Here is an 11,204-nt window from a genome sequence, read left to right as displayed (position 1 = left end):
TGTATTAGGTGTATTGCCCTGTGAGGTTGGGGACGCGGCTGGCGGGTGGTTTGCCTGCGAGTGCGGTGTGGCCGCGGTGGTGATTGTAGGAGTGCAGCCAGTGGGGGAAGGCGTCGCGTCGCTCCTGCTCTGAGCGGTAGGGCTTTGCGTAGGCCCATTCGTCGAGCAGGGTGCGGTTGAGGCGTTCGACCTTGCCGTTGGTCTGCGGTCGGTAGGGCCGGGTTCGCTTGTGGGTGATCCCGGCCTCGGTCAGGGTCTCTCGCCAGAGGTAGGACTTGTAGCAGGCGCCGTTGTCGGTCAGGACTCGTTCGACGGTGATCCCGACGTCGGTGAAGTAGGCGTGTGCGCGTGCCCAGAAGGCGGTGGCGGTCTCTTTCTTCTCGTCCGTGTGGATCTCGCTGTAGGCGAGGCGGGAGTGGTCGTCGACGGCGGTGTGGATGTAGCTGTAGCCAGCTCCGGAGCGGGTCTTGCGGCCTGCCTGGCGGCCCAGGGCCTTGTGGCCGCCGCCGTCGGGGATGTTGCCGAGTTTCTTGATGTCCACGTGCACGAGTTCGCCGGGCCGGTCGCGTTCGTAGCGGCGTATGACGCGGCCGGTGGCCCGGTCCAGGTGGCTGAGCCGGGCCAGGCTGTATCGGGTCAGGACGCGGTGCACGGTTGAGGGCACCAAGCCCAGCAGATGGGCGATGCGGGCGGGCCCCCATCGGCGAAGGACACGGACCTTGATGATGCGGCGTTCGGTGCGGGTCGGGGTCCTGCGGGGGCTGTGGTGGGGGCGGGAGGAGAGGTCTGTCATCCCGGCCTCGCCCAGGGTCCGGTAGCGGCCGGCCCACCGCTGGGCGGTCGTGGGCGAGACCTGGAAGCGTTCGGCGGCCCGGCGCAGGGGCCACCCGTCCTCGACAACGCAGCGGGCCAGCCGCAGGCGTCCGGTCTCGGTCAGGGGTGCATTACGGTGGGGCATGAGGGCCTTTCGGGCTGGTGTAGACGTCGCAATCCACACCGAACCCGGAAGGCCCTCACTCGTTCAAGATCCCCAGACGGTGATCACTGTCACCGCACCCAACCTCCGTGGACAGAACACCTAGTGCGCAGTCCCCTTGTGTTGGCGCCGTCGATCCGGGCGGCCTCGTCAGAGTCACCTTGTGTGCCATGAGCCTGGGAGCCACCGCAACTCCGGTCGTCGCTATGAGAATGACCAATGTGGACTGTCCGAAATGCTGCGAACGAGAGCTAGCGAGGTAGCCAGCGGTGACCGCGGTTCGCCGCTCAGTATGGCGCGCACTGGCACGACGTGACGTCTAGGGACCGATCGGTCAGTGCAATCGACTCGGGTAGGCGGGCATTCGTGCGGACGACTTACAAGTAGGCACGATATGGCCATTTTGCACCTTATTTACCAGCTAAGCTGACGTCTCTGACCTTGGAAAGCCAGGCCTGAATGCTGGCTATGAGTTCAGATGTTGCCACGTTTAAACGTTCGTTCAGAGTTCTGGTACTCTGTAAGCATGGAGGAGAACAAGACTCTGAGGGGCGCCCTGGAGGTGTCGCAGCGGCAGCTCGCCGAAGCCGAGGGCGAGTTGCGGGAGATTCGGGAGCGTGTCCGGAATCTGCGCGCCGTCGTCTTTGGGCTCAAGCAGTTGCTTGACCCTGGTGACTCCTTCGCCAGCCCTGAGCCGGATCCCAACGAACTCAGCCACTCCTCCGGATCGGTCCGGCCCGAAGGTGAGGCGGGGCAGCAGCGAGAACCCGGACGGCGTGACGAGGTAGCAGGCGGCTCAGTCTCGATTGAGAGGGCCGTCCAGCTCTTGGCCGAAGCCGGTCGGCCGATGCGCATGGAGGAGATCCGCGACGAGTGGGAGCGCCGCGGGTGGGTCAATCCTCGATGGAAGGCACCAAAGTCCGCCATCAACATGGTCTACCAGCGAGCCTTCAAGGCCGGGTTGGTGGGGCGGATGCCTGATCGTTCTTGGGTTCTGCCGCTGGTCGTACAGGATCGCCTTACCGACGCTGCTCCGGACGAGGGCGACGGTGACTGACTGGTGAAGCTATCGGGGAGCCCAGGCTTTACCGCACTCCATACAGCAAGGCGTACCGGCGTATCCCGAAACGGTGCCGTCCTGGCGAAGGCAGACTGCGCCGGCCCCGGATCCTCCGGAGACCCGGAGTTCGAACCAGCCGCTGCCGCACGTGCAGATGGCGGTGTCTGGAACAGCCCGAGCCGCGGACCTCCGCGAGCTCAGATCGATCACGTCCATAGATAATCCCCAGAAAGGAACCGCACATGAGCAAGAGAAACTGGCCCAAGGGGCCGAACGGCGAGTGGAAGACCGGGCAGCGAGTCCCGACGACCGGTTCGTACGAGGACCAGCACGGTGTCACTACCTTCCATGAGAAGGGGGCCACGTTTCCGCCGTGCATCGACCGTAAGGGCGAGTGCGCCTACCGGACGCTCAGCCAGGCTATGACTGCCTAACTGAGTCGTTAGATGGCTGCAACCATCTAACTCCTGCTGTATCCGAGGGGTGGGGGGCCGAAGGCCTTCCACCCCTCTCCCATGCCCTTGCGGTCGTGCACTGAGCTGTCATCCGAAGGTAGAGGCTATTAAGGCGGATCGGGGCGACCTTGTCTAGACCGACGATCCAATCTCACCCGAACGACAACGACCGGTTGACGCGCTAGTTCAGAGTACGACACCGGTTTTTATGCGGCGAGGCGGGCCGAGTTTGGCCCGTCGGCGGAGCGGGTTTGGCCGGTGTCCTGCCCGGTTTGGGGTCGAGCATGATCAGGGGGCCATACGCTGGCCGGCAACTCGGGCAGGCTGTGATCCTGCCCGGAATTTGAACGAGTGGCCCCCTGGTCTTGCTCGACGCGGGACCCGAACCGGGGAGGTGGCTAAAGCCGTGGAGCCGACCGCCCCAGCCACAGAGGGGTCTCCCCTTCATGCCCGCAGCTGCCGAGCGCGCCGCCTGGCGCGGCCAGCCGGGGCGAAGACAGAGGCAGGCCGCGCCGCTGAGGCGGCGCGCGCCCGCGCCGTGCGCGGGTCTTGATGAAGTAGAGAAACTCTTACCGCGCTCCTTGGGTCAGAGCGCGATCGGCTTGTAGGCCAACGCTCGATCGATGATCCTGTCCGCGCTTGGGTCGGGATCGAAGTCCCAGTAGATGTACTCGCTGATGTGGGGGCAAGCGAGTCCGCGGTGCAGGGCGTCCAGGATCTCGTCGCCTTCGGCTTCGCTGGCAATGTCGCCGTCCAGGAGGCGCTGAACAAGGGGTAGAGCTTCATCACGGCTCATCCTCTCTTGAGGGCCTGGAGCCGTCACTGTGTCTTGTTCAGCCGATGGCCGTCATGGCTCCGCACGTGCGGGCCGGCTCCGTCCAAGGCGTCGAGTAGACGGATTGCGTAGACCTCGGACATGCGCTCGGTGATCTGCTCCGGGGTGAGCCAGTCGACCGCGGTCGATTCGGATGATGTGCGCTCGGTGCCCCCGGAAGGCTTGCACCGGAAGACCATGGCGACGATGCCCCTGGTCGTGTTCTTGTAGACGCCTGTGAGCTCGTCGACCTCGACGCGGATGCCGGTCTCTTCCCAGACCTCGCGGCTGACGCCCTGCTCCGGGGACTCCTCCAGCTCCAGCACTCCGCCCGGAAGCTCCCATGTCCCGTTGTCCGCGCGGCGGATCGCCAGGAGTCGGCCGTCCTCGCGCACGACAGCCCCCGCCACGGACACACTGTGCTTCGGCGTTGACGGAGCTTCCTGGGCGCTGTTACTCATGTACAGGAGCATAGGAGAGTGAGTAGGTCGATGGGAACAGCAGTAGGAGGTGACAGGGCCGTACCTCGGTACGTTCAGATCGCCGAGGAGATCGTTCAGCAGATCCGGGCCGGTGTCCTCAAGCCCGGCGACATGGTGCCCAGCGAATCCGAGTTGGTGGACCGCTACGGTGTATCCGGCGGGACGATCCGTAAGGCCATGGTGGAGGTCCGTGCAAGCGGCCTGGTGGAGACCCGGCACGGCAAGGGGTCCTTGGTGAAGGCCCGACCCCCGGTGCGTCATCGGTCTTCCGATCGCTTCCGGCGCTCGCATCGCAAGGGTGGCAAGGCCGCGTACCTCGCGGAGTCGGAGCAGGCCGGCGCGACCGCCAAGGTGAGCGTGCTGTTCATCGGCCCCGCCGATGCACCCGCCGACATCGCGGAGCGTCTCGGTGTGGACCCCGGATCCAAGGTACTGGCCCGCCGCCGCCTCTACTTCCGCAACGGCACCCCGGTCGAGACTGCAACGTCCTACCTGCCGTGGGACGTTGTGAAGGACATCCCAGAGCTGTTCTCCGAGAACCCCGGCCCCGGTGGGATCTACGCCCGGCTGGAAGACGACGGCCATGTCTTCGCGGAGTTCGTCGAGACCCTCCAGGCGCGGCCGGCCTCGAAGGCGGAGTCCTCCGAACTCGCACTGAGCCCCGGCGCCCCGGTCATTCACCTCATCCGAGATGCCGTGACCGAAGAGGGTCGTGTGGTCGAGGTCTGCGACACCCTCATGGCCGCTGACCAGTTCGTCTTCAGCTACAGGATCCCCGCCACCGACTGACGTCCGCTCAACTCACCCCAGCCCGCTGCGATTTCCTCTTCGTAGCGGGTTGACTCATGTACAGGAGTGATGCACTCTTCTTTATGTCACTCATATACATGAGTGACGGAGTTCAGCACCTACAGAGGAGTGATCTGCTGTGCGTCAGATTCCCGTCGACACCACGAACGCGACCGTGATGGTTGCCAAGGCCCCCCAGCCCAAGGTCAAGGACCGCCGTACCGGTGAGATCGCCCTCGACAAGGACGGCGTGACGCTGATGACGGTGGAGGTCATGTTCTCCACGCCGGACGAGGTGGAGATCCTCAAGCTCACCGTTCCCCAGCCGGGCGTCTCCGAGGACCTGGCCATGGGCACCCCGGTAGCGCTGACGGGTCTGGTCGCGTCGGCGTGGGAGAACGAGTTCAACGGGCAGAAGCGGCACGGGATCGCGTTCCGCGCGGTCGCTGTCACCTCGCTCGCCGCCGCTGCATCGCAGTCGAAGGCGGCCTGAGCGTGACCGGCTTCACGGTCGCCCTGGTGCTGGTTGTCGCTGCCGCAGTGATCCTGCGGTGGCGGCGCCCCGCCTGGTACTGGCTGGCCTTCGGCGCTGTCTTAGCCGCTGTGCGGGTCTTGGTCCGCTACGTCTCCGTGATGGACGCGTGCGGGCTGACCGTCCCGCCCTCCCGCTGGCGTCTGGCCCTGGCCCGGATCGCGAACCGGCCCGTGCCGGAGTCCCGCGCCCCGCGCATCCTGCGCGTCCACCCCACCCGCACCGGCCTGGTGCTACGCCTCAAGCTCCGCCCCGGACAAGACGCGTTCGACGTCTCCGCAGCCTCGGACCGGCTGCGCCACTCCTTCGGCATGTACGGCGTGACCTCACGCGAACTGCGCTCCGGCGTCGTCGAAGTGCGGATGACCGGATATGACGTGCTCAAGCGGGTGCAGATGCCCGCGAAGACCGACCCTGCACCGATGCGGGTACCGGTCGCCCTGCGCGAGGACGGGGCGGTCCACTACCGGGACTACCGCAGCGTTCCGCACGGGCTCACCCTCGGCGCCACCGAGTCGGGGAAGTCTGTCTACCAGCGCAACCTGGTGGCCGGCCTCGCGCCCATGGACGTCGCACTGGTCGGAATCGACTGCAAGCAAGGCGTCGAACTCTTTCCACTGGCCCGCCGGTTCTCCGCCCTCGCCGACAATCCCGACACCGCCTTGGAGCTCCTCGAAGCTCTCGTCACACACATGGAGAACGTCTACCAACTGATCCGGGCTGAACAGCGGATCACGGTGAACGTGCCGGACGCGGCAATAGCCGCTGACATCTGGGACCTGCCCGAACACCTGCGGCCGGTGCCGGTCGTGGTCCTGGTGGACGAGGTCGCCGAACTGGCCCTGTTCGCGTCCAAGGACGAGGAGAAGCGTCGCGACCGGATCATCACCGCACTGGTCCGCCTCGCCCAGCTCGGCCGCGCTGCCGGGATCTACCTGGAGATCTGCGGACAGCGCTTCGGCTCCGAACTCGGCAAGGGCATCACGATGCTCCGCGCCCAGCTCACCGGCCGCACCGCCCACCGCGTCAATGACGAGTCCTCCGCCAACATGGCCTTCGGCGACATCGCTCCGGACGCTGTCCTGGCCGCTATCCAGATTCCCACCGAGACACCCGGCATCGCCGTCACCGGCGACTCCTCCGGCGGCTGGGCCCGCATCCGCGCCCCGCACACCTCGCTGCGCCAGGCCGTGAACATCTGCAACCGGCACGCCGACCGCACCCCGGCCCTGCCCGTCCTCGCGGCCTTCCGCCCCATGGTCGGTTCCCTGGCCCCGGCCTCCGAGCCGCTCGCCAAGGCCACCCCCGCCACGGCCTGAGTCCTCCCGCACCCCCGGTCGGCGCGACCGCATCGCGCCAGGTCCCTACCCGCTCCATGCCTGAAGGAAGGGAGACCGACTCCCATGTGTGAGCACATCGAGGACTTCCACCGCACCGTCCTGATGCTCGGCGCTCTGGCCCTGTATGCGGAAATGCCGGGTGCCGACGACGCGTTCATCGACTCCATTGGTCCGTCCCTGGCCGTGTCGCTTCCTGAGCCGCCGCCGGGGATGTTCCCGCCCGGCTACGACCCCATCGGCGGCACCGACCACCCCGGGGGCGTCTGATGGCCCGCCCCGCGTTCCGCGTGGACGCCGTCCTGGTCCAGGCCGTCATCGCCGGTGCCCTCTCCTTCGCCCACCTGCACGACCTCGCCGACGCCGCTGGGCAGGACGGCTGGAAGGCCTGGGCCTACCCGATCTCGGTGGACCTGCTCCTGGTCGCTGCCTGGCGGCGCCTGCGCAGTGAGGGTCCGTCTCGGCTGGCCTGGTGCTGGTTCCTGATCGCACTGTTCGCCTCGCTGGGTGCCAACGTCGCGACCGCCGGATTCCTCGACCTCACCCACCCGCCGGCCTGGCTGCGGTTCGGCATCGCGGGATGGCCCGCGCTCGCCTTCCTCGGCGGCACCCTCCTCGCCCACTCGCACTCCGCCGAGGAGCCGGAGCTCGTTCCGCCGGCACCCGCAGTCCCGCATTCCGGGACAGAAGTCGAGCGGGAACCCGCCCCCGATCCGGCACCCGAGCCCGAGCCGATCACCGCAGCTGGCGAGAACACCCCGGCACTCGCCCCGGCCGGTCCGTCGGTCCCGGCCGCGCTGGTCGACCACGCCCGCAAGCTCGCCGCCGACCACCACGCCCGCACCGGCGCCCCGATCGACACCGACACCCTGCGCGCCCGGCTCGGTGTCCCGCCACAGCTCGCCGAGACCATCGCCGCCCAACTCGCCTGACCAGACGGGAGAACCACCGCCATGCCCGCTCGTGACCACTTCCACTCCGTGATGCGAATCGGCCCCGTGCAGATCGGCACCCACCGCGACCACCGCGGCCAGACCAAGCACGCCGCCGTCTGCAGCGCCGACCGCTGCGGCTGGTCCGCCGACTACTCCAGCCAGAGCGCCGCCCAGCTGGCTGCCCGCACCCACCGCTGCACCGCCCGATAGGAGAACGGCCCCGTGGATGTCCCGCTCTGGTTCGCCCTGATCATCGTCGGCTGGCTCGGCATCAAGCTCATGCGCCCGCCCATCTGGCTCGTCGCCGTCCTCCTGCTCGGCGGCTACCTCCTCGCCGACAGCCTCCTTGCTCCCGTCATCGACACCGCCGTCAAGTAGCCACCTGCGAAGGGAGATCCATCGTGCTCAAGCCCAAGGTCCCGACCATGCCCCAGCCCACCGGCCTCATCACCCGACCGACCGTCGTCGAGCCGACAGCCGTGGTCCAGCACACCCCGCCGAGCCCTGCCCCGCTGACTGTCCCGACCAGTGCGGCCAGGCCCACCGTGCAGCTCACGCCCGGCGCCGTCGTCGCCCTCGTGGGAGGTGGGACGGCCGTCGTCCTGGTCGTCGGCGCGGTCCTGGTCTCGATGCTCCTTGCGGTCGCCGTCACCGGCGCATCCGTCGCCATCTGCGCCCTGGTCATCCGCTCGCTCATCACTTCCGCAGACCAGCGCCGCTGACCGGCCCCCGGGCGGCGCACAAGCCGCCAAGCATCGCCGCCGCCCGGACAGCCCGGCCCCTTCCAACCGCAGCCGAAAGGACCGCCACCATGGCCCAGCACAGCCCTGCCCCGCCGCGTCTCTGCCCGGACTGCAACGGCTTCCCCGTCGTCGCCATCGACACCGGCACGCTCCTCGACAACGGCACCCGCGCCACCCTCCTGGTCGCCTGCCACCTCTGCCGCGGCACCGGCTCGCCCCGCACCGCCACTCCCGCCCCGGTCGTCCAGCGGGAGCACGCGTGACGGACTCGATCCTCGCGAGCCTGGACCCGGCCACCCTCGGCGATCTGCTGCGGGTGGCCGGGTCCACCGGCTTCGACCGCTGGCAGGACCAGATCCGCCGCACCGGCGGATGCTCCAACCCCATCCACCTCTCCGGCTGGACCCTCACCAAGGACAGGACCACCGGCCAGACCCTCTACCGCTACTCCACCAGCGCCGAGCCCGGAGGACGACTCCGCGTCGCCTGCGGCAACCGCCGCGCCTCACGCTGCGCGGCCTGTGCCTGGACCTACTCCGCCGACACCTACCACCTGATCCGCGCCGGACTCGCGGGCGACCAGGACAAGGACGTCCCCGCCACCGTCCGCGACCATCCCCGCGTCTTCGCCACGCTCACCGCCCCGTCCTTCGGCCCGGTCCACAACCGCCCCGACTCCGGCCGCTGCCGCTGCGGCACCGCTCACAGCACGGATGACGATGCCCTCGGCACCCCGCTCGCCCCGAACACGTACGACTACGCGGGCGCGGTCCTCTTCAACAACCACGCCGGGGACCTCTGGCAGCGCTTCGCCAACCGCCTCCGCCGCGAGATCGCCGCCCGCGCCGGCCTCACCCAACGCGAACTGAAAGAAGCGGCACGGATCTCGTACGGCAAGGTCGCCGAGTTCCAGAAGCGCGGCGCCGTCCACTTCCACGCCGTCATTCGCCTCGACGGTCCGGACGGACCCGACAGTCCGCCACCCTCCTGGGCCTCCGTGCAACTGCTCAGCGACTCCATCCGCGCCGCCGCCGCGCACGCGTACACGACCATCACCGTCCCAGCCGCCGCCGGCCAACCCGCCCGCCCCCTGCGCTGGGGCACCCAGCTCGACATCCGCCCCATCCGCGCCTTCGACGCCGGGACCGACATCACCGAACAGGCCGTCGCCTCCTACGTCGCCAAGTACGCGACCAAAGCAGCCGAGACGACCGGCACCGTCGACCGCCGCATCGGCAACCGCGAGGCCCTGGCCCTCCTCGACGTACCCGACCACCCGCGCCGCCTCATCGAAGCCTGCTTCGACCTCGATGCGCTCTACCCAGACCGGCGACTGAGGGCTTGGGCACACATGCTCGGCTTCCGCGGCCACTTCTCCACCAAGTCCCGCCGCTACTCCACCACCCTCGGCGCACTCCGCCAGATCCGCGCCGACTACCGCGCAGCCCAGCAGCGCGAGGAACTCGGCCTGCCCGACCCGGACCAGGACCCGACCGTCCTCGTCCTCGCCGACTGGCAGTACGCCGGACAGGGCCACAGCCCCGGCGAGTCCCTCCTCGCCGCCTCGATCGCCAGAGACCTGCAACACAACCGAGAAACGGCACGCGAAGCCCTCGCCCTGGAAGGAGACCGGTCGTGACTGACCCCCTGCTCACCGTCGACCAAGCCGCCGAACGCCTCGGCACCACCACACGCTTTCCGCGCCGCCTCGTCGCCGAACGCCGCATCGCCTTCGTCAAGGTCGGCAGCCACGTGCGCATCAAGGCGAGCGTCTTGGAGGCGTACATCGAGGGCAACACCGTCCAGCCGATCCGCCGCCGTCGCTCCCGCTACGGAAGGGCTGCCTGATGGGGAACGCCAAGGGAAGCCGCCGGCGCTTCGGTGCCGTGCGTCAGTACAGGTCCGGCCGCTGGACTGCGAGCTACCTGGGCCCGGACGGACAGGACTTCCGAGCACCCGAGACCTTCGACACCAAGAAGGACGCCGAGGTCTGGCTCTCCCAGGTCGAAGCGGACCTCACGCGCGGCAACTGGCAGGACCCGGACGCCGGGGCGGTGAACTTCAAGGAGTACGCCCTCCAGTGGGTGGACGAGCGCGGTCTCTCCGCCACCACCGATGAGCTGTACCGGCGTCTCCTGCGACTCCACCTCCTGCCCACCTTCGAGAGCCTGGACCTCGACGAGATCACCGCACCCCGTGTCCGTACCTGGCGAACCGAGCGGCTGGCGTGCACCGGAGCAGCCACGACCGTGGCCAAGGCCTACCGGCTGCTCAAGGCCGTCATGGAGACCGCGGTCGATGACGAGCTGATCCGCCGCAACCCCTGCCGCATCCGGGGCGCCGGGAAGGAGTCGTCCGCCGAACGTCAGATCGCCACCGTCGCCCAGGTCGACGCGCTCGCGGATGCTCTCGGGCCCCGCTGGCGGCTGATGGTCTACCTCGGCGCTTACGGTCCGATGCGCCCGGAGGAACAGGCGGAGCTCCGGCGTAAGGACGTCGACCTGGACGAGATGACCATCCGGGTCCGCATGGCGGCTCCCGAGTTGACCACCGGTCGCCGCGCTCCTGGCGACACCAAGTCGGATGCGGGCAAGCGGGTCGTGGTCCTGCCGGCCTTTCTGCGGACCGACCTTCGGCGACACCTCGACTGGTACGCCGAGAAGGGCCCGGAAGGACTGCTGTTCGTGGGGGAGAAGGGCAAGCCCTTCCGGCGTTCCACATTCGGGCGGAAGTGGCGCAGGGCTCGCGTGCTCGTCGGCATGCCGGACGGCTTCCGCTTCTACGATCTTCGTCACACCGGTCACACCCTGGCCACCCGGTCCGGTGCCACGCTCAAGGACACGATGGTCCGCGCCGGCCAGTCGTCGGAGAAGGCCGCGTTGATCTACCAGCACTCGGACCTTGAGCGACAGCAGGAGGTGGCGAGCGGGCTGGATGACCTCGTGCGGTCCGCCCGTAAGAAGGCTGATCAGGGGCCTTCTGGTGCGGATCTGGTGCGAGAGCCTTGAACTGGTCCAGACAACAAAGAAGCCCCCGGCCGCTGGCCTGGGGCTTTCTCATGGAGCGGGTGACGAGAATCGA

General features: G+C 68.3%; 17 protein-coding genes. 14 read left to right on the top strand and 3 right to left on the bottom strand.

What is annotated here, in order from left to right:
- Positions 1 to 4: 4 nt before the first annotated feature.
- Positions 5 to 958: an IS481 family transposase gene (locus JGS39_RS30580; protein WP_219572950.1), complete on the bottom strand. Its 954-nt coding sequence runs from the start codon at positions 956 to 958 to the stop codon at positions 5 to 7.
- Between the two features lie 544 nt (positions 959 to 1,502).
- On the opposite strand from JGS39_RS30580, the gene JGS39_RS30575 reads away from it, so the two are divergent.
- Positions 1,503 to 2,033, top strand: a complete 531-nt coding sequence (locus JGS39_RS30575; RefSeq protein WP_219572949.1) for a hypothetical protein — start codon at positions 1,503 to 1,505, stop codon at positions 2,031 to 2,033.
- Between the two features lie 245 nt (positions 2,034 to 2,278).
- Entirely contained in the window at positions 2,279 to 2,470 is a 192-nt protein-coding gene (locus JGS39_RS30570) for a hypothetical protein (protein WP_219572948.1), read from the top strand.
- Positions 2,471 to 3,077: 607 nt separating this feature from the next.
- On the opposite strand, the gene JGS39_RS30565 is transcribed toward JGS39_RS30570, so the two are convergent.
- Entirely contained in the window at positions 3,078 to 3,287 is a 210-nt protein-coding gene (locus JGS39_RS30565; RefSeq protein ID WP_219572947.1) for an e9imm peptide, read from the bottom strand.
- Positions 3,288 to 3,310: 23 nt separating this feature from the next.
- On the bottom strand, positions 3,311 to 3,778 hold the full coding sequence (locus tag JGS39_RS30560) for an NUDIX hydrolase (RefSeq protein ID WP_219572946.1): 468 nt from the start codon (positions 3,776 to 3,778) through the stop codon (positions 3,311 to 3,313).
- Positions 3,779 to 3,796: 18 nt separating this feature from the next.
- Here JGS39_RS30560 and JGS39_RS30555 point away from each other — a divergent pair, with 18 nt between their 5' ends.
- The 12 genes from JGS39_RS30555 to JGS39_RS30500 all read left to right on the top strand — a co-directional run bounded on the left by JGS39_RS30555 (position 3,797) and on the right by JGS39_RS30500 (position 11,131).
- Complete coding sequence (locus JGS39_RS30555) at positions 3,797 to 4,576, top strand: GntR family transcriptional regulator (protein ID WP_219572945.1); 780 nt, start codon at positions 3,797 to 3,799, stop codon at positions 4,574 to 4,576.
- 139 nt (positions 4,577 to 4,715) lie between these two features.
- Complete coding sequence (locus tag JGS39_RS30550) at positions 4,716 to 5,069, top strand: SCO3933 family regulatory protein (protein WP_219572944.1); 354 nt, start codon at positions 4,716 to 4,718, stop codon at positions 5,067 to 5,069.
- A gap of 2 nt (positions 5,070 to 5,071) precedes the next feature.
- Positions 5,072 to 6,427: an FtsK/SpoIIIE domain-containing protein gene (locus JGS39_RS30545; protein WP_219572943.1), complete on the top strand. Its 1,356-nt coding sequence runs from the start codon at positions 5,072 to 5,074 to the stop codon at positions 6,425 to 6,427.
- Between the two features lie 84 nt (positions 6,428 to 6,511).
- Positions 6,512 to 6,715, top strand: a complete 204-nt coding sequence (locus JGS39_RS30540; RefSeq protein WP_124281822.1) for a hypothetical protein — start codon at positions 6,512 to 6,514, stop codon at positions 6,713 to 6,715.
- A complete protein-coding gene (locus tag JGS39_RS30535; RefSeq protein ID WP_219572942.1) occupies positions 6,715 to 7,377 on the top strand; it encodes a DUF2637 domain-containing protein in 663 nt (220 codons plus the stop codon). Before JGS39_RS30540 ends, JGS39_RS30535 begins: the two co-directional genes overlap by 1 nt.
- A 21-nt stretch (positions 7,378 to 7,398) precedes the next feature.
- Positions 7,399 to 7,590: a mobile element transfer protein gene (locus JGS39_RS30530; protein WP_219572941.1), complete on the top strand. Its 192-nt coding sequence runs from the start codon at positions 7,399 to 7,401 to the stop codon at positions 7,588 to 7,590.
- A 12-nt stretch (positions 7,591 to 7,602) separates the two neighbouring features.
- Complete coding sequence (locus JGS39_RS30525; protein ID WP_219572940.1) at positions 7,603 to 7,758, top strand: hypothetical protein; 156 nt, start codon at positions 7,603 to 7,605, stop codon at positions 7,756 to 7,758.
- Between the two features lie 23 nt (positions 7,759 to 7,781).
- Entirely contained in the window at positions 7,782 to 8,102 is a 321-nt protein-coding gene (locus tag JGS39_RS30520; protein WP_219572939.1) for a SpdD-like protein, read from the top strand.
- A gap of 89 nt (positions 8,103 to 8,191) precedes the next feature.
- A complete protein-coding gene (locus tag JGS39_RS30515) occupies positions 8,192 to 8,386 on the top strand; it encodes a hypothetical protein (RefSeq protein WP_219572938.1) in 195 nt (64 codons plus the stop codon).
- A complete protein-coding gene (gene repSA, locus JGS39_RS30510; protein WP_219572937.1) occupies positions 8,383 to 9,762 on the top strand; it encodes a replication initiator protein RepSA in 1,380 nt (459 codons plus the stop codon). The genes JGS39_RS30515 and repSA overlap by 4 nt, the downstream gene beginning before the upstream one ends.
- Positions 9,759 to 9,971, top strand: a complete 213-nt coding sequence (locus JGS39_RS30505; protein ID WP_219572936.1) for a helix-turn-helix domain-containing protein — start codon at positions 9,759 to 9,761, stop codon at positions 9,969 to 9,971. The genes repSA and JGS39_RS30505 overlap by 4 nt, the downstream gene beginning before the upstream one ends.
- Positions 9,971 to 11,131: a tyrosine-type recombinase/integrase gene (locus tag JGS39_RS30500; RefSeq protein ID WP_219572935.1), complete on the top strand. Its 1,161-nt coding sequence runs from the start codon at positions 9,971 to 9,973 to the stop codon at positions 11,129 to 11,131. The genes JGS39_RS30505 and JGS39_RS30500 overlap by 1 nt, the downstream gene beginning before the upstream one ends.
- The last annotated feature ends 73 nt before the right edge of the window (positions 11,132 to 11,204 follow it).

Source organism: Streptomyces poriferorum, from assembly GCF_019399235.1.
Lineage (GTDB): Bacteria > Actinomycetota > Actinomycetes > Streptomycetales > Streptomycetaceae > Streptomyces > Streptomyces poriferorum.
Note: the sequence above shows the minus strand (reverse complement) of the source record. Positions and strands in the feature narration are given on the sequence as shown.

What these genes read in the sequence shown, in the direction of transcription:
- JGS39_RS30580 (WP_219572950.1), bottom strand. Translation starts at nt 958, where the DNA reads ATGCCCCACCGTAATGCACCCCTGACCGAGACCGGACGCCTGCGGCTG.
- JGS39_RS30575 (WP_219572949.1), top strand. Translation starts at nt 1,503, where the DNA reads ATGGAGGAGAACAAGACTCTGAGGGGCGCCCTGGAGGTGTCGCAGCGG.
- JGS39_RS30570 (WP_219572948.1), top strand. Translation starts at nt 2,279, where the DNA reads ATGAGCAAGAGAAACTGGCCCAAGGGGCCGAACGGCGAGTGGAAGACC.
- JGS39_RS30565 (WP_219572947.1), bottom strand. Translation starts at nt 3,287, where the DNA reads ATGAGCCGTGATGAAGCTCTACCCCTTGTTCAGCGCCTCCTGGACGGC.
- JGS39_RS30560 (WP_219572946.1), bottom strand. Translation starts at nt 3,778, where the DNA reads ATGCTCCTGTACATGAGTAACAGCGCCCAGGAAGCTCCGTCAACGCCG.
- JGS39_RS30555 (WP_219572945.1), top strand. Translation starts at nt 3,797, where the DNA reads ATGGGAACAGCAGTAGGAGGTGACAGGGCCGTACCTCGGTACGTTCAG.
- JGS39_RS30540 (WP_124281822.1), top strand. Translation starts at nt 6,512, where the DNA reads ATGTGTGAGCACATCGAGGACTTCCACCGCACCGTCCTGATGCTCGGC.
- JGS39_RS30535 (WP_219572942.1), top strand. Translation starts at nt 6,715, where the DNA reads ATGGCCCGCCCCGCGTTCCGCGTGGACGCCGTCCTGGTCCAGGCCGTC.
- JGS39_RS30530 (WP_219572941.1), top strand. Translation starts at nt 7,399, where the DNA reads ATGCCCGCTCGTGACCACTTCCACTCCGTGATGCGAATCGGCCCCGTG.
- JGS39_RS30515 (WP_219572938.1), top strand. Translation starts at nt 8,192, where the DNA reads ATGGCCCAGCACAGCCCTGCCCCGCCGCGTCTCTGCCCGGACTGCAAC.
- JGS39_RS30500 (WP_219572935.1), top strand. Translation starts at nt 9,971, where the DNA reads ATGGGGAACGCCAAGGGAAGCCGCCGGCGCTTCGGTGCCGTGCGTCAG.